This is a genomic window from Kluyvera genomosp. 1 (assembly GCF_001266615.1).
GTDB lineage: Bacteria > Pseudomonadota > Gammaproteobacteria > Enterobacterales > Enterobacteriaceae > Kluyvera > Kluyvera cryocrescens_A.
On the sequence record NZ_LGHZ01000004.1, the window covers coordinates 283,523 to 298,552 of the forward strand.

Here is a 15,030-nt window from a genome sequence, read left to right on the forward strand (position 1 = left end):
TCGATTCAGCGTATGGTGAACACATTTTCCAGTGTTCATGACGTGCGTTGCGCGGTATTAAGTCACTGGCAGTTAACCTATTCCTGGGGGATAAATGAGCGCGGGAAGCCCTAAATTTACCGTTAATCGTGTAGTGGCGTTGTCACTGATTTCACTTTGGCTGGCCGGTTGTTCTTCATCGAATAACGCACCAGCGCCAGTTAGCTCCGTCAACAGCAACAGTAACGGCTCTGGCAGCACGAGTTCCGGCATGCTGATTACGCCGCCACCTAAAATGGGCAGCACGGCGCAGTCAACACCTCAGATTCAACCGGTACAGCCGGTTCAGACGCAACAGATTCAACCTCAGCAGCGCGTTGTTCAGCCGGTCGCACAGCAGCCGGTACAAATGGAAAATGGCCATATCGTCTATAACCGTAAATACGGTGATATTCCAAAGGGCAGCTACGCGGGCGGCAGCACCTATACGGTGAAGCATGGTGATACGCTGTTCTACATTGCCTGGGTGACCGGCAACGACTTCCGCGACCTGGCGCAGCGTAACAATGTCGCCGCACCTTACGCGTTGAACGTCGGCCAGGTGCTGCAGGTTGGCAATGCCTCCGGCCAGCCGATTACCGGCAATAACCCGGTGGCTGTAGCCAGTGCGCAGACCAGTAGCGGAAATTCCGGATTAGTCTCAAAACCTGCACAAAATTCAACCGGAGCTGTTGCGTCGACTTCGACAATTACGTATTCTGAGGATTCAGGTGAACAAAGTGCTAATAAAATGTTGCCTAATAACAAGCCTGCGACGACTGTCACAGCGCCTGTAACGGCCCCAACCACGAGCACAACCGTAGCGACTGCCAGCAGTACATCAACCAGTTCGCCAATCTCTTCCTGGCGCTGGCCTACTGACGGCAAGATTATCGAAAACTTTAGCGGCACCGACGGTGGCAACAAAGGTATCGATATTGCGGGCAGTAAAGGACAGGCAATCGTCGCAACCGCCGATGGGCGCGTCGTCTATGCCGGTAACGCACTGCGCGGCTACGGTAATCTTATTATCATCAAACACAACGATGATTACCTGAGTGCTTACGCTCATAACGATACGATGCTGGTAAAAGAGCAACAAGATATCAAGGCGGGGCAGAAAATCGCTACCATGGGTAGCACAGGAACAAGTTCGACACGTTTGCATTTTGAAATTCGTTACAAGGGGAAATCCGTCAACCCGCTGCAGTATTTACCGCAGCGATAATTCGGCAAAGTACTTCACATGAACGCTTTCAGGTGGCGTCGGCAGCCGCAGGGGCTACCTGAAAAGTGACATGATAAGGTGCATTGCCTGGGGATCACGGGTAGGAGCCACCTTAATGAGTCAGAATACGCTGAAAGTTCATGATTTAAATGAAGATGCGGAGTTTGATGAGAATGGAGCAGAGACTTTCGATGAGAAAGTCCTGAATGAAGAGGAACCCAGTGACAGCGAACTCGCCGAAGAGGAGCTACTTTCGCAGGGTGCCACTCAACGTGTACTCGATGCGACTCAGCTTTATCTGGGTGAGATCGGTTATTCTCCATTATTAACCGCAGAAGAAGAAGTCTACTTTGCTCGCCGTGCTCTGCGTGGCGATGTCGCCTCACGCCGCCGGATGATTGAAAGTAACCTTCGTCTGGTAGTGAAAATTGCTCGCCGCTATGGCAATCGTGGTCTGGCTCTGCTGGATCTTATCGAAGAGGGCAACCTGGGGCTGATTCGTGCCGTAGAGAAGTTCGACCCGGAGCGTGGGTTCCGCTTTTCGACCTATGCCACGTGGTGGATCCGTCAGACTATTGAACGGGCTATCATGAACCAAACCCGTACAATCCGTCTGCCAATCCATATCGTTAAAGAACTGAACGTCTATTTGCGTACCGCGCGTGAACTGTCGCATAAACTGGATCACGAGCCGAGCGCCGAAGAGATAGCTGAACAGCTCGATAAGCCCGTTGATGACGTTAGCCGGATGCTGCGTCTTAATGAACGCATCACCTCAGTTGATACGCCTTTGGGCGGGGATTCTGAGAAAGCGCTGCTGGATATCCTGGCCGATGAAAATGAAAACGGCCCGGAAGACACCACGCAGGACGATGATATGAAACAAAGCATCGTCAAATGGCTGTTCGAACTGAACGCCAAGCAGCGTGAAGTGCTGGCGCGTCGTTTTGGCCTGCTGGGCTATGAAGCGGCAACCCTTGAAGATGTGGGCCGTGAAATCGGTCTGACCCGCGAACGCGTACGTCAGATTCAGGTTGAAGGTCTGCGCCGTCTGCGGGAAATCCTGCAGGGTCAGGGGCTTAATATTGAAGCGCTGTTCCGCGAGTAAGTGAACATTCGTCAAAAAGGCCAGTCATCGACTGGCCTTTTTCTTTTGTCGCACGAGATTTCTGATTGCCCATAACTTGGTGGCCGACGAAAGACAGGGTCTTTTAGCTCATCATTTTTCGAACCAGCCGCGTAAACTGTGCGCGTTCTTCATCGCTTAATCTGCCAAGAAACTCCTCATCAACGCCGTTGCCGATAGGCTTACTGGCATTGAGCAGCGCTTCACCTTCCGCAGTGAGAAAGACAAATCGCCGGCGTTTGTCCGCCGGGTCGTGCTCGCGCTTGACCAAATTCCGGCTTTCCATCCGGCTCAGCATCTCTGCCAGGGTAGCTTTTGTGCTGACGGCCACTTCGGTGAGTTCGACCTGCTCAATACCCGGATGTTCGGCAATGGAGCGCATAACCGCATATTGGGGTTTGGTCAGCTCCGGCAATTCGTGCTGCCAGCGCGCCGTATGCTGCTGAAAAAGCTGGCGTAGCAGGTGAAATGCTTCGTTTCTTAACTCCATGAAAACCCCATCTTCAAAAACATGTTCTTTATGATAGCCGCTCCTGCCATCTTTTTTAATCCTCCATCTTTGAGCTTTAAGTGCGATCGTGTACGAACGATATTGCCATCGACGATATTCAGGCGTATTTTCATTTTAAATGTTCGTACACGAACAAATTTAGAGGTAAGTATGAGAGTGATTGTTGGAATGACCGGTGCGACCGGCGCGCCGCTCGGTGTGGCTCTACTCCAGGCACTGCGTGACATGCCGGATGTAGAAACCCACCTGGTGATGTCGAAATGGGCCAAAACGACAATTGAGCTTGAGACCCCGTATAGCGTCCGCGATGTCACCGACCTGGCCGATTTTTCCCACAGCCCCGCCGATCAGGCCGCCATTATCTCATCGGGTTCATTTCGTACCGACGGCATGATTGTTATCCCGTGCAGCATGAAAACGCTGGCGGGGATCCGTGCTGGATATGCTGAGGGACTGGTAGGGCGCGCAGCCGATGTGGTGCTCAAAGAAGGGCGCAAGCTGGTGTTAGTGCCGCGTGAAATGCCACTCAGCACCATTCATTTGGAAAACATGCTGGCGCTCTCGCGCATGGGGGTGGCGATGGTGCCGCCTATGCCCGCGTATTACAACCATCCGCAGACCATTGATGATGTCACGCATCACGTTGTTACGCGGGTGCTGGATCAGTTTGGCCTTGAACACCGTCAGGCACGGCGCTGGAGCGGGTTACGGGCTGAGAAATTGTCACAGGAGAATGCATAATGGCTTTTGATGATTTACGCAGTTTTTTGCAAGCGCTGGAAGATCAGGGGCAACTGCTCAAAATCAGTGAAGAGGTAAATGCGGAGCCGGATCTGGCGGCCGCGGCCAACGCAACGGGACGTATTGGTGACGGTGCGCCGGCGCTGTGGTTCGATAATATTCGTGGCTTTACCGATGCGCGCGTGGCGCTGAATACCATTGGATCGTGGCAGAACCATGCGATCTCGATGGGCCTGCCGATGAACACGCCGGTCAAAAAACAGATCGATGAATTTATCCGCCGCTGGGACCATTTCCCGATTGCGCCAGAACGTCGTGCCAACCCGGCCTGGGCTGAGAATACCGTCGATGGTGAAGAGATTAACCTGTTTGATATCCTGCCGCTGTTTCGCTTGAACGACGGTGATGGTGGTTTTTATCTCGATAAGGCCTGCGTAGTGTCACGCGATCCGCTTGATCCGGATAACTTCGGCAAACAGAACGTCGGTATTTACCGGATGGAAGTGAAGGGCAAACGTAAGCTCGGCTTGCAGCCCGTGCCGATGCACGATATCGCGCTGCATCTGCATAAAGCTGAAGAACGTGGGGAAGACTTGCCCATTGCCATCACCCTCGGTAACGATCCGATCATCACCTTGATGGGGGCGACTCCGCTGAAATACGACCAGTCAGAATATGAGATGGCCGGTGCGCTGCGTGAAAGCCCGTACCCGATTGCCACCGCACCGCTGACCGGCTTTGATGTCCCGTGGGGTTCAGAAGTGATCCTGGAAGGGGTGATTGAAGGGCGTAAACGTGAGATTGAAGGGCCGTTTGGCGAGTTCACTGGTCACTATTCGGGCGGCCGTAACATGACGGTGGTCCGTATCGATAAAGTCTCTTATCGTACTAAACCTATTTTTGAATCCCTCTATCTGGGGATGCCGTGGACCGAGATTGACTACCTGATGGGCCCGGCCACCTGCGTACCGCTGTATCAGCAGCTGAAAGCAGAATTCCCCGAAGTACAGGCGGTTAACGCGATGTACACCCACGGCCTGCTGGCAATTATCTCGACCAAAAAACGCTATGGTGGCTTTGCCCGTGCGGTTGGGCTGCGCGCCATGACTACGCCGCACGGTCTGGGCTACGTGAAAATGGTGATTATGGTTGATGAAGATGTCGACCCGTTCAACCTGCCGCAGGTGATGTGGGCGCTGTCGTCGAAAGTTAACCCGGCGGGCGATCTTGTCCAGCTGCCGAATATGTCCGTGCTGGAACTGGACCCTGGCTCAAGCCCTGCGGGGATCACCGATAAGATGATTATTGACGCGACCACACCGGTTGCGCCGGACAATCGTGGCCACTACAGCCAGCCGGTACAGGATCTGCCTGAAACCAAAGCCTGGGCTGAAAAACTGACCGCTATGCTGGCTAACCGTAAGTAAGGAGGAAAAGATGATTTGTCCACGTTGCGCCGATGAACATATTGAAGTGATGGCGAAATCGCCTGTAAAAGATGTCTGGACTGTCTATCAGTGCCAGCACTGCCTGTACACCTGGCGCGATACCGAGCCGCTGCGTCGCACCAGCCGTGAGCACTATCCGGAAGCTTTCCGCATGACGCAGAAGGATATCGATGAAGCCCCGATGGTGCCGAGTATCCCGCCGCTGTTAGCGCAGGATAAACGCTAAGTTAACCAGCCACTCCACACGATAGCGTATGGAGTGGCCATCGCATTAAATTGCCCATCCCCCCGCGTAAAACGCCACCAGAGCAACCGCGATAATCACCGTGCCGATATTGAGTTTTTGCCACTCACGCGCGGCCAGTCGCCCAATCACCAGGGTAACAAACCCCAGCATAATCCCGGTCACAATATTGCAGGTCAGGACGATAAAGACTGCGCAAACTAACCCCGACATCGCATCAATAAAATCATTGAAATCAAGCTTTGACACGTTGCTCAGCATCAACAGGCCGACGTACATCAGTGCCGGCGCAGTGGCATAACTTGGGATCAGGAATGAGAGCGGTGAGAGGAAGAGAATCACCAGGAACAGGCCGCCAACCACGGTAGCCGTTAACCCGGTTTTTCCGCCAGCAGCAGTCCCCGCCGCCGACTCAATGTACACGGCGGCCGGAGCAGCTCCCACCAGGCCCGAGAAGACGGAACTGATGGAGTCACTGGTCAGCGCTTTACCGCCGTTGATTATCTGGTTGTTCTTATCCAGCAAATTGGCCTGACCAGCAACCGCGCGGATAGTGCCGGTTGCGTCAAAGACTGCGGTCATGACCAGCGCCAGTACGCTCGGTAAAATGGTTGGATTGAGTGCGCCCATGATATCAAGGCTGAAAATTAAGGAGTTGCCGTCGGCATCGCTGAGGCTCGGAATCGCGACAAGGCCATGATATTTCACCTCAGGATCAAAAATAAGGCCGATAATCGAGATAAGAATAATAACCAGCAGAATTCCACCGGGGACCCGGCACTTCTCCAGACCAAAAATCACCGCCAGGCCGAGCAGGCTCATAATGACGGGGAATGAATCAAAGGCACCAAGGGCGACGGGCAATCCCTCCAGTGGGTTTTTAATCACCATTCCCACTCCATTTGCCGCGATCAGCAGGAGAAACAGCCCAATGCCAATCCCGGTACCATGCGCGATGCCCATCGGCAAATTACGCAGAATCCAGGTACGCACGCCGGTGACGGAAATCGCGGTAAAGATAACGCCCATCAGGAAAACGGCGCCGAGGGCCACGGGGACGCTAATGTGTTGTCCAAGGACCAGGCTAAACGCGGTAAAAGCGGTCAGTGAGATGGCGCAGCCGATCGCCATAGGCAGGTTCGCCCACAGGCCCATTAACAGCGAGCCAAAGCCCGCCACCAGGCAAGTGGAGACAAATACCGCTCCGGGCGGAAAACCGGCCTTGCCCAGCATGCTAGGAACAACGATGACGGAATACACCATGGCTAAAAACGTGGTGAGCCCAGCGAGGATCTCCTGGCGGACGCTACTGCCGCGTGCGGAGATGTGAAAAAAATTATCTAACGCACCGTGCAATGATGAGGAAGCGGGAGTTTGATGCATTTCTCCAGACATAATGGTGCCCTCAAAGAGTGTGAGTAGGGGTTTACAATGAGTTAGCTGCGTTCATACACTAATTGGCCATCAACATAGGTTCGGTAGATGGAGCGGTCGTCACCCAGCGTCATCATCACAAACAGCTTGTCTGCCAGCGTGACGGAGTTGTCATAGCGCAGCTGTTGCAACGGTGTGGCGGTCGGTTCGAGAACCACAAAGTCGGCCTCTTTGCCCACGTTGAAGTTACCAATCAGATGGTCCAGCCCTAATGCTTTTGCCCCGCCGAGCGTGGCGAGGTAAAAGGCTTCATAGGCGGAGAGACGGTATCCCTGTAGCTGCACCACTTTGTAGGCTTCGTTCAGGGTTTGCAGCATGTTGAAGGTGGTCCCCGCGCCGATGTCCGTTCCCATGCCAACATTGACCTTTTTGCGCCACGCTTTTTGGAGATTGAATAGCCCGCTGCCGAGGTAGAGATTGGATGTCGGACAAAAAGCGATGCTGGAATCTGTTTCGCTCAGACGGTCCCACTCCTTTTCTTCCAGGTGCACACAGTGGGCGAAAACACAGTTCTTACCGGTCAACCCAAACTGGTGGTAGACATCGAGGTAGCCATCGTGGTCGGGGTACAGTTCTTTGACCCAGGCGATTTCATCTTTGTTTTCGCACAGGTGGGTATGCACCCATGTGTCGGGATATTCTTCACGCAGCCGCTGCGCCATAGCCAGCTGCTCAGGCGAGGAGGTGGGGGCGAAGCGAGGAGTAATGGCATACAGTAAGCGACCATTTTTATGCCAGCGTTCGATCAATGCTTTGCTTTGCAGGTAGCTGCTCTGCGCATCATCAAGGAGATAATCGGGCGCGTTGCGATCCATCATCACCTTACCGGCAATCATGCGCATATTAATATGGCTTGCCGCTTCGAACAGCGCGTCGACCGATTGCGGATGCACGGTGCCAAAGACCAATGCGGTAGTGGTGCCGTTCCGCAGAAGCTGCTTGAGGAAAAAGGTCGACATCTCCCGGGCGTAGTCGAGATCCTGATAGCGTCGTTCCGTCGGAAATGTGTGCTTATTGAGCCATTCCAGCAGCTGTTCGCCGTAGGCGCCGACCATCTCGCTTTGCGGGTAGTGGATATGCGTATCGACAAATCCCGGCACCACCAGTTTGCCGCGATAATCGCGAATGCGGATGGTTTCTGGGATCAGGTGCTTTCCCTCTTTCCACTCCCCAAACCACTCAACTTTACCGTTACGGATTAACAGTAAGCCGTCTTCAATAAAGCGCAGCGCCGACTCGATTTCTTCCGGATGCGTAATGGTGCGCGTGATATCAATAAAGCTTCCACGAACCGCTTTTATCTTTTTTTCTTCAGACATGATGCATTCCTTTATTATTTAATTCGTATCCTTCGCGGATGAGACGGCGGGTAATATTTCCTCTGGCCGATAGCCGCCGGGCAAAATTAAATTCAGAACGATGGCGGTTAATCCCCCCGCGCAAATGGGGTTTTCCACCAGCACGTAAATTGAGGCCGGTAAAATTTTGAATATCTCAGGGTCGTAGGACACGCCAAGTCCCAAACCTAAGGAGGTAGCGACGATTAAGGTATCGCGACGTTTCAGACCATGAGTAATAATGATGCAGATACCGGCGATGGCGATCATCGAGAACATTAGCGTCATGGCGCCACCCAATACCGCAGAGGGGATGGTGGTGAAGAAGCCGCCAATCATCGGGAATAGCCCCAGAATCACCAGAATTATGGCGATGATCCGGCCAATATGGCGTGAGGCGACACCGGTCATTTGAATGACGCCATTATTTTGCGCAAATGTCGTGAGCGGTAGTGAGCCAACGGCGGAAGCAATGACGGAGACAATGCCATCGGCCAGCACACCGCCTTTTAAACGAGATTGATACTCCTCACCTTGAATCGGGCGATTAGAAACCATGGCTGTTGCCGTAATATCACCAACGGCTTCTAATACGCTGAGTAAATAAATCGTTCCAACCACCAGAAAATGGTGAAAGCTAAAATGAAACCCATATTTAAAGGGGGAGGGGATGGTGATGAGGGGCAAATTTTTCAGCCCGCTGAAATCGACCATGCCTAAACATAATGAAACGAGATAGCCAACGAATAGCCCAATCGCAATGCCGCCCATACGTAGTAGGGGACTGCGGCAACAGTTGAACGCAATGACCACCATTAAAACCAGCAGACCGACGCCAATATGTTGATAACTGCCGAAGGTACCGCTGCTTTTCGCCGCAAAGCCGCCGCCGAAATCGATAATGCCGACTTTGATTAAGCTCAGACCAATCATCAATACCACAATGCCGCTGACGGTGGGGGTAATAACCCGGCGCAAATAAGGCAGGATAAATGACGCTCCGACCACTAAAAATGCGCCCACAAACGAGATGCCGAGCAGTGATGACATGATCAACTCTTCATGAAAACCATCGATCTTCATGCTGCTGCCGAGCGCAATCATCACCGTGACAAAAGAGAAATTAACGGACTGAATGGAAAGCAGGCCGGAGCCCACGATGCCATAGCGATTGACCTGCAGCCATGTGCCGATACCTGAGGCGATCATGGCCATGGAGACCAGATAAGCGGTGGTGTCGGTGGAAAGCTGCAATGCTGCACTGACGATTAATGCTGGTGTGACCATGGGAACAAAGATCGCTAATAAGTGCGTAATTGCGCCAATAATCGCCTGGTAAAACGGGGGCTTATCCTCCAACTCATATATCAGATCGGAGTTCGTACGAGTTATATCAGACATCCCTTTACTCCTTTTAAAGCAAATTTGATCATCTGATTCCGCGGAACACATTGGCGAATTTGAGGCGTAGAGGCCCCTGAGAATGCGTTATCTCAATTCGCTAAACACGTCATCCTGATAAACAGCGAGGGGTATCAACGGGCCGCAAAAGCGGCCCGCGATGGTTATATATTTCCTAAAGCACGCAGAATTTTTTCTGCGCTGAAGTGCCATTCGCGCAGCCAAACGCCGCAGGCATCATGAATGGCGGTGGCGATAGCCGGTGCGGCACCGTTAACGCCAATTTCGGAAATTGATTTCGCACCGAAAGGGCCGACCTTATCGTCGCTTGGAACCAGCACTGCACGGAAATCACGCGGAATATCGCCGATTTTAGGGGCCCCGTAGCTGCGCAGATCGCGGGTGAGCGGATTCCCCTTGGTATCGTAGATAATCTCCTCGCTCAGGCTGTGGCCGATGGCGCGCATGGTTGCCCCATAGATTTGCCCCAGCGCCAGCTCTGGGTTAACCGGCGTGCCGCAGTCGAGTAGCGCATAAAATTTATCAAGGCGGACTTCACCTGTTCGGATATTCACTCCCAGTTCGACAAAGTTTGCGCCATAAGGGAACGCAAAATCAGGCGTGATATAGCAGGCGGTTGCAGAGAGGGCGCCAAAGCCCATTCCGGTTTCGCCCAAATGTGCAATGTCGCCAAAACTCACTTCTCCCGTTTTGCCGCGCACGACTCCCGGTGCCGCAATCGTGACATCGACTAGTGGCTCATTGAGCATCTCTGCACCGTGGAACAGGATTTTATCGCGCAGGTTTTCTGCCGCTTTCCGCGCGGCGTTACCGGAGAAGCAGGTGCCCGAGGAGGCGTAGGCGCCTTTATCAAAAAGGGCGCTATCCGTATCGCCGGAGATGACCTGTACATCGGACAGCGGGCAATGCAGTACTTCAGCGGTGAGTTTGGCGACCACCGTATCCAGGCCCGTACCGATATCCGCGCCGCCGGACTGCACGATGAAGGTACCGTCGGATTCCAGCTTGATTAAGCAGTTGGCCTGATCGATATCCGGGATGCCTGATTTCTGCATGATAATGGCTACCCCACGGCCGATCCGCCAGTCGCCTTGGCGCAGCTTAGGCGACGACCATTGGATCATTTCCCGGCCCTGGCGCAGGATCTCTTCAAGCGCACAGCTGGCGGCAGAAGGGACGGACGTTGGCGCTTTACCTTCCCCGATTGCGCCAAGGATCTTAAGCTCCTGGCCTTCGTGAACGCGGTTGCGTTCGATAATCTCTAGCTGATCAATTTGTAGCTGCTCGGCCAGCTCCGCAAGCGCCATGGTCATGGCGAAGTTGCCTTTTGGTGCGCCGTAGCCTTGGTAAGCGCCCGTAGGGCAAATATTGCTGTAGTAAGTGGTGACCTGAAAATCGACGTTATCACAAGGATATAATGGCAGGGAAAGGGCGGGCCCATTGCTGGGTACGGTCAACGCGTGGTTGCCGTATGGCCCGGTGTTGGCGCGGAAATCCATTTTCACTGCGGTCAGGCGACCATCTTTTTTGGCCCCCAGTTTCACCGTGACTTTCGCCACGTGACGAGAGGTGTTGGCAATAAACTCCTCTTCACGGGTATAGCGGAAATAGACCGGCCGTCCCGTTACGCAGGTTGCCCAGGCGCAGACCTCCTCGAGCAAAATGTCCTGTTTCGATCCGAAACCACCGCCAACGCGCTCTTTGATGACGTGTACTTTATGCTGCTTCATGCCAACCAGGCGCGCGACCTGGCGACGGACGTGCCACGGTACCTGGGTGGAGGCGTGAATCACTAAGCGATCGCCATCCATGCGGGTGAAGCAAATATGCGGTTCCGTCGGACATTGTTGTGCCTGGGTCGAGTGATAAGTTCTTTCAATCACCACGTCGGCGTCGGCAAATCCTTTCTCCATGTTGCCGATATGGCCGTGGATGCTGGCGGCAATGTTCTTGCGTGGGCGAGCACCGATGGGGAAGTTAATGATCATATGCTCGTCGCGCTGGGTGGCATGCGCGTTGTCTTCTTCCAGCGTGTCGGGTGCGCCAACGCCGTAGACGACGGGCTCGTCGTGGACGATGGGCGCGTTATCCGCCATGGCTTCATCAATCGACAACACCGGTTTAAGCACCTGGTATTCAACGTTGATAAGGGCGAGCGCCGCCAGCGCAATCTCTTCACTCTCGGCCACCACAGCGGCAACGCGATCGCCAACGTGGCGTAATTTCTTGCCAAACATGCGGCGGTCTAAAGGTGAGGGTTCCGGTGCACTTTGCCCGCCTGGGGTGTAGTAGATATCCGGGCAGTTACGGTAGGTGATGACATGCACCACGCCGGGCAAAGCCTCCGCTTGGCTGACGTCGAGATGGGTAATCAGCGCATGCGCATGCGGGCTGCGCAGCATTTTGATGATGCAGGCATTGTCAGTAACACGATCCTCAACGTAGCAGGGCTTGGCCTGGACCATTACGGCGGCATCCGATTTGGGATGCAGTTTGCCTATCACCGTAAGATCCGGGCGGAAGGTCGGGGCAACCTGGGTAGTCGCATGGGGATCGGCTTTGCGGGCAATGGCGAGTTCGATAACCTGATAGTACTGCTGCCAACCAGCATCACGGCTGAACAAACCAGAAAGTGCATCATCAATCTCATCGCGGGTTGGGGCTGCAATTCGGTTAAGAAGTTCGGTAATAATCAGCGCCGCGGCGGGATCGTTATAACCGGATTGCACGACGCCAACGTCGATCATCGCCTGCTGGACAAGGCTTGGTTCGTTCCATTTTCCCAGAGATTCCGCCGTTTGAATTTCAGCCTGCTCGAGTTGGGCGGCGATAAGTAATGATGCGTTAACGATATGGCCGTTAAAAAGAATGGCGTCAGAGCCGGCAAAGCCAAAACCGTCGTCACTGTTGCGTACTGAATGCATGCCGAGCTTAAACAGGAGTTTCTGGACGTTTTCGCCCGCATCTACTCTTTTTTCCTGAGCAATGCCGTTAAGCGTAAAGTGGACCATCATGCTATTTCCTCTCCCATTTGCTGGCAGTCGGCATAGAGATCAGCCACGACGACGCCGGTGATATAGCGTTTATAAGCCACGCTGCCACGCAGATCTGGCTGCGGGAATATAGCGGCGGCGACGGCACGCTCCAGGACTTCGCCATCCAGGTTTTGTGCTTCGACATCGCGTAGGCGCTGTGTGCGAGGCGTGACGCCATCAAGTGCAATTCGCATCCCTTCATGTTCGGTGAGCGCGACGGCGGCAGTGACCACGGTGAGCCCGGCCTGCGAGTGGCTGATTTTGCGCGTAGCACAGCGGCGATAGGGATCTTTAATCACGATTTCCGTTATCAAACGGTCCTCTGGATTGGCCAGATAATCTTCCAGCGATTGCATCTCTCCGTCTCCGAAGAGCAACAACGCGTCGAGCGCGAGCAGGACGGGGAGTAAAACGGACTCCTCCTGACGAGCCGCGATTTCTCCGCCGAGGGTTGATTGATTGCGCAGGTGCCGGGAGTAAACAAAACCCAGCGCGTCGTGCAGTGCGGAAGAGATGAAATGGGTATCGCGCAGCATTTGTAGTGAGGTCATCGCGCCAATACGCAGCGTCCCGTTGTCCCAATCAACCCACGACAGTTCTAAATCGTGAAGCGAGATGGCAATACGCTTTTGGGTGCGCGTTGGCGTAGCATTGAGTTTGCTGCCGCCAGCAAACCAAACGGCCTCGCCCTGATAGCGGCGTTTAAGCTCAAGAGCCTGTTCGACAGAATCGGGCCTGAAGAATTGTTCGATCATAAACTGTCCTTATGCTCCTCTCTTTAGAAATAACTGAGAGACTGTATCGGTAGCGGCCTTTTCGACCGGGAGTAAATCGAAGCGCAAGTAAATTTGGGCTATATGCAGCAACGTCCATACCACACTTACGGGTCAGGAGAATAAAGATGGAATTATGTGAGGGAGTTCTAATTCTGAAGGGACTTTGTGAATGGCATCATTTAACTTTTGGCGGAAGCAAAAAACGTCTGCTGTTCTAATTGATAGCCTTTTATTATTTTTGAGAATAGCGGGTTGGCTGGTGTTATCTCATTATGATAATGATAAATGCGTGGCGATGGCGAAAATACAATAAGCTGGGGGGGACGTCCTTGTCTCCATTTTGCTATTTATTCTCTTGCTCATAACTCTGCACGGTATTCACTATCGTTTGATAGCCCGTACAGCGGCAGAGATTTCCAGCCAGGCCCCGGCGAATTTCAAGAATAGTGAGCGGCGTATCGTGAGGTTTCGCCAGCATTGCTTTCGTGGCCATGATAAATCCTGGCGTACAGAAACCACACTGTACCGCACCCGATTTGGCATAGGCTTGTTGGAGGGGCGACAGCTGTTCGCCACGTGTTTCTCCCTCCAGCGTACGGATCTGTTTACCCGCAGCCCAGACTGCCAGATAGAGGCAGCTGTCCACCGCAATATCATCAACCAGAACGGTACATGCCCCGCACTCCCCTACGCAGCAGCCTTGCTTAACGCTGAGTAATCCCTGTTCGCGGAGCAGATCTGCCAGCGGCATGCCCGGAATGATATCGCTTTCAAATGCCCTGCCGTTAATTGTGCATTCAAGCATGATTCTGTCGGTGTACTTCATAACAGCTTCCCTCCCGCCGCGATGACGGCTTCGGTAATGACTTTTCGGGCCATGGTTTGAATAAGATGGAGACGAAATTCTTTGCTGGCTCGCCAGGATGAACGTGGTGCAACGTCCAGAAGAATGGCTTCAGAAATTGCATCCAGCGTTATTGGTGTTAATGGAGCCCCTTTCGCGGTTTGCTCAGCGTGTTGGCAGCGGATGGGGGTGGGGGCGGCAACGCCGAAGGCGAGGCGGAGTTCCGCCATCGTGTTCTCCAACAGATGGCAACGAGCCGCACAGCCGATGGTTGAGATATCCATCGCTTCGCGCATGGCATATTTAAAATGCGCGCTGCCAACGTGCGCATCCGAAAACACAGGAAAATGAAATGCGGCGACGATCTCATTATGTTCCAGCGCAACCTTACCGGGGCCGGTATGAAACCCCTGGATAGGAGTAAACCGTGTGCCCTTTGGTGAATGGATTTCGAGTAAAGCCTCATAAATCAGCGTGGGCGTGGCGGAGTCAGCGCTGGTGGCTCCGTTACAGATATTGCCGCCGTAGGTGGCGACGTTGCGAATCTGCGGGCCGGCGATGGACGATGCGGCGGCGCATAGGGCTGGGAGATGCTGCTTCGTTAATGGATGTTCAATCAATTCAGTAAAGGTGGTTGCTGAACCAATACGTAATGCCCCTTCAGACGTGAACGCAATCCCACGCAGTTCAGGCAAGGCATGAATGTCGACTATGTGGCGGTAGCGGGCGTTGTGATGATGAAGTTGAATCAGTACATCGGTTCCCCCAGCGAGCAATTTTGCCTGTGGATGGTTACTGAGCAAATTAACGGCTTCAGCCATCGTGGCGGCACGATGGTAAGTTGCGATATCAAACATGGTGTTATC

General features: G+C 53.5%; 13 protein-coding genes. 5 read left to right on the forward strand and 8 right to left on the reverse strand.

Features of this window, described 5'->3' with window-relative positions:
* Positions 1–148: 148 nt before the first annotated feature.
* Complete coding sequence (gene nlpD / locus KP80_RS03250) at positions 149–1,246, forward strand: murein hydrolase activator NlpD (protein ID WP_231625902.1); 1,098 nt, start codon at positions 149–151, stop codon at positions 1,244–1,246.
* 115 nt (positions 1,247–1,361) lie between these two features.
* Positions 1,362–2,354, forward strand: coding sequence for an RNA polymerase sigma factor RpoS (rpoS, locus tag KP80_RS03255; protein WP_052282148.1), 993 nt, complete (start codon positions 1,362–1,364; stop codon positions 2,352–2,354).
* 103 nt (positions 2,355–2,457) lie between these two features.
* Here the strand turns inward: rpoS and KP80_RS03260 are convergent, their stop codons facing one another.
* Entirely contained in the window at positions 2,458–2,862 is a 405-nt protein-coding gene (locus KP80_RS03260; protein ID WP_052282149.1) for a MarR family winged helix-turn-helix transcriptional regulator, read from the reverse strand.
* A gap of 171 nt (positions 2,863–3,033) precedes the next feature.
* Between KP80_RS03260 and KP80_RS03265 the strand changes: the two genes are divergently transcribed.
* Genes KP80_RS03265 through KP80_RS03275 form a run of 3 tightly spaced genes read left to right on the forward strand, consistent with a single transcriptional unit; the run spans position 3,034 to position 5,298 of the window.
* A complete protein-coding gene (locus KP80_RS03265; protein WP_052282150.1) occupies positions 3,034–3,624 on the forward strand; it encodes a non-oxidative hydroxyarylic acid decarboxylases subunit B in 591 nt (196 codons plus the stop codon).
* Entirely contained in the window at positions 3,624–5,051 is a 1,428-nt protein-coding gene (locus KP80_RS03270; protein ID WP_052282151.1) for a non-oxidative hydroxyarylic acid decarboxylases subunit C, read from the forward strand. Before KP80_RS03265 ends, KP80_RS03270 begins: the two co-directional genes overlap by 1 nt.
* A gap of 10 nt (positions 5,052–5,061) precedes the next feature.
* On the forward strand, positions 5,062–5,298 hold the full coding sequence (locus KP80_RS03275) for a non-oxidative hydroxyarylic acid decarboxylases subunit D (protein WP_052282152.1): 237 nt from the start codon (positions 5,062–5,064) through the stop codon (positions 5,296–5,298).
* Between the two features lie 45 nt (positions 5,299–5,343).
* Here the strand turns inward: KP80_RS03275 and KP80_RS03280 are convergent, their stop codons facing one another.
* From KP80_RS03280 to xdhB, 7 genes are all read right to left on the reverse strand, one after another.
* Positions 5,344–6,711: an NCS2 family permease gene (locus KP80_RS03280; RefSeq protein ID WP_052282153.1), complete on the reverse strand. Its 1,368-nt coding sequence runs from the start codon at positions 6,709–6,711 to the stop codon at positions 5,344–5,346.
* A gap of 41 nt (positions 6,712–6,752) precedes the next feature.
* Positions 6,753–8,069: a guanine deaminase gene (guaD, locus tag KP80_RS03285; RefSeq protein WP_052282154.1), complete on the reverse strand. Its 1,317-nt coding sequence runs from the start codon at positions 8,067–8,069 to the stop codon at positions 6,753–6,755.
* Positions 8,070–8,087: 18 nt separating this feature from the next.
* A complete protein-coding gene (locus KP80_RS03290; protein WP_052282155.1) occupies positions 8,088–9,488 on the reverse strand; it encodes a nucleobase:cation symporter-2 family protein in 1,401 nt (466 codons plus the stop codon).
* Positions 9,489–9,652: 164 nt separating this feature from the next.
* Positions 9,653–12,523 (reverse strand): molybdopterin-dependent oxidoreductase Mo/Fe-S-binding subunit, encoded by a 2,871-nt coding sequence (locus tag KP80_RS03295; protein ID WP_052282156.1) that lies wholly within the window; start codon positions 12,521–12,523, stop codon positions 9,653–9,655.
* A complete protein-coding gene (gene ygfM, locus KP80_RS03300) occupies positions 12,520–13,299 on the reverse strand; it encodes a molybdopterin-dependent oxidoreductase FAD-binding subunit (protein WP_052282157.1) in 780 nt (259 codons plus the stop codon). Before ygfM ends, KP80_RS03295 begins: the two co-directional genes overlap by 4 nt.
* 364 nt (positions 13,300–13,663) lie before the next feature.
* Positions 13,664–14,146 carry a xanthine dehydrogenase iron sulfur-binding subunit XdhC gene (xdhC, locus tag KP80_RS03305; protein WP_052282158.1) on the reverse strand — a complete coding sequence of 161 codons (483 nt, stop codon included), beginning with the start codon at positions 14,144–14,146 and terminating at the stop codon, positions 13,664–13,666.
* Positions 14,143–15,021, reverse strand: coding sequence for a xanthine dehydrogenase FAD-binding subunit XdhB (xdhB, locus tag KP80_RS03310; protein ID WP_052282159.1), 879 nt, complete (start codon positions 15,019–15,021; stop codon positions 14,143–14,145). Before xdhB ends, xdhC begins: the two co-directional genes overlap by 4 nt.
* Between the last annotated feature and the right edge of the window lie 9 nt (positions 15,022–15,030).

What these genes read in the sequence shown, in the direction of transcription:
- KP80_RS03260 (WP_052282149.1), bottom strand. Translation starts at nt 2,862, where the DNA reads ATGGAGTTAAGAAACGAAGCATTTCACCTGCTACGCCAGCTTTTTCAG.
- rpoS (WP_052282148.1), top strand. Translation starts at nt 1,362, where the DNA reads ATGAGTCAGAATACGCTGAAAGTTCATGATTTAAATGAAGATGCGGAG.
- ygfM (WP_052282157.1), bottom strand. Translation starts at nt 13,299, where the DNA reads ATGATCGAACAATTCTTCAGGCCCGATTCTGTCGAACAGGCTCTTGAG.
- xdhB (WP_052282159.1), bottom strand. Translation starts at nt 15,021, where the DNA reads ATGTTTGATATCGCAACTTACCATCGTGCCGCCACGATGGCTGAAGCC.
- KP80_RS03280 (WP_052282153.1), bottom strand. Translation starts at nt 6,711, where the DNA reads ATGTCTGGAGAAATGCATCAAACTCCCGCTTCCTCATCATTGCACGGT.
- KP80_RS03295 (WP_052282156.1), bottom strand. Translation starts at nt 12,523, where the DNA reads ATGATGGTCCACTTTACGCTTAACGGCATTGCTCAGGAAAAAAGAGTA.
- xdhC (WP_052282158.1), bottom strand. Translation starts at nt 14,146, where the DNA reads ATGAAGTACACCGACAGAATCATGCTTGAATGCACAATTAACGGCAGG.
- guaD (WP_052282154.1), bottom strand. Translation starts at nt 8,069, where the DNA reads ATGTCTGAAGAAAAAAAGATAAAAGCGGTTCGTGGAAGCTTTATTGAT.
- KP80_RS03290 (WP_052282155.1), bottom strand. Translation starts at nt 9,488, where the DNA reads ATGTCTGATATAACTCGTACGAACTCCGATCTGATATATGAGTTGGAG.
- KP80_RS03265 (WP_052282150.1), top strand. Translation starts at nt 3,034, where the DNA reads ATGAGAGTGATTGTTGGAATGACCGGTGCGACCGGCGCGCCGCTCGGT.
- KP80_RS03270 (WP_052282151.1), top strand. Translation starts at nt 3,624, where the DNA reads ATGGCTTTTGATGATTTACGCAGTTTTTTGCAAGCGCTGGAAGATCAG.
- KP80_RS03275 (WP_052282152.1), top strand. Translation starts at nt 5,062, where the DNA reads ATGATTTGTCCACGTTGCGCCGATGAACATATTGAAGTGATGGCGAAA.